The sequence below is a fragment of the Psychrobacter sp. 1U2 genome (genome assembly GCF_051847575.1).
In genome coordinates this window covers 1-1,208 of the sequence record NZ_JBPYDC010000319.1, presented here as the reverse complement: position 1 = coordinate 1,208, position 1,208 = coordinate 1, and the positions used below count along the sequence as shown (strand labels likewise).

Below are 1,208 nucleotides of genomic sequence, written 5' to 3'. Positions count from 1 at the left end.
TTGGCTGATCGAGCAGTCCTTTAAATAGAGTATTGACCGCAGGGAAAATATGGAAAGGCTGCTTTGATAAGGTTTTGATAAACCCTGGCATATCGCGCGGATTGGGTATCAATATAAAGGTATAACCCGAACGCATACCTAATAGGCTAAGCATGAAGGCAAAAATATGATACAGCGGTAGAGCCATAACCATATTAATGTATGCCTCATTCATATTTGAGGTGACAGGTCGGTACCAAGCTTCTGACTGCAGGGCAGCGGCTATGATGTTGCGCTGGGTCAACACAGCTCCTTTTGATAGCCCTGTCGTACCACCCGTGTATTGTAAAATGGCTTTTTGCTCTGATGCCATTGTTGGCGCTTGAAATGGTAACGCTTTGCCTTTTTTAAGGACATCAGGGAATTTGGTTACTTCATGCTTAGGATCATTAAGCTTATATTTAGGGACTAAGCGTTTGACTTGTCGAATCATGGTATTGACCAACATGCCTTTTAGACCCATCATGTCGCCCATTTTTGATAGGACAATACGATTGATAGAAGTCTCATCAACCACTTGTTCAAGCGCTTGAGCAAAGTTATCAACGATAAATATGATTTTAGCGCCTGAATCATTTAGTTGATGACGTAACTCGCGTCCAGTATATAAGGGATTGATAGGGGTACAAACATAGCCTGCGCGCAAAATACCAATCATGATTGGCAAATACTGCGGTACGTTTGGCATCATCAGCGCTACAAGGCTACCTTTTGGTAACCCTTGAGCTTGCAACCATGCAGCGACCGCCAATGATGCTTTATCGACATCATCGTAAGTATGGGTGACACCCATGCAGATACTCATAGGGTGCATACGATAACGATTAAAGCACTCCTCATATAGCTCTACCAAGTTGTCGTATTTATCAGGGTCAATGGTTTTGGGTACAGTACCAGGATAGTGATCCAGCCAAGGTTTGTTCTCTGTCATGGTTAGCGTCCTTAAAGTATATTGATTGCTATAGGGAAAGGGCTTAGAAGAGAGCAGTTCTATTACTGTCAACAATACAAATTAACGCCATCGCGACCAATGTGGCGCTGAATGCGATAATATCCTTATTAATTGACAGGCTGCTAAGATACTTTAGTCGTTATATAACCTAGGCTTAATTTGGAAAATTTGTCCTGTAAAGATTCGCTAAGTAGATTCGACTATAAAATAAACTTGG

Annotated in this window: 1 protein-coding gene; it reads right to left on the bottom strand. The window is 41.9% G+C overall.

Going from position 1 to position 1,208, the window contains the following annotated elements; translation table 11 throughout:
- Positions 1–970, bottom strand: a 970-nt coding sequence (locus tag ACS8FD_RS15475) for an AMP-binding protein (protein WP_439276503.1), incomplete at its 3' end; no start/stop codon positions are given.
- Between the last annotated feature and the right edge of the window lie 238 nt (positions 971–1,208).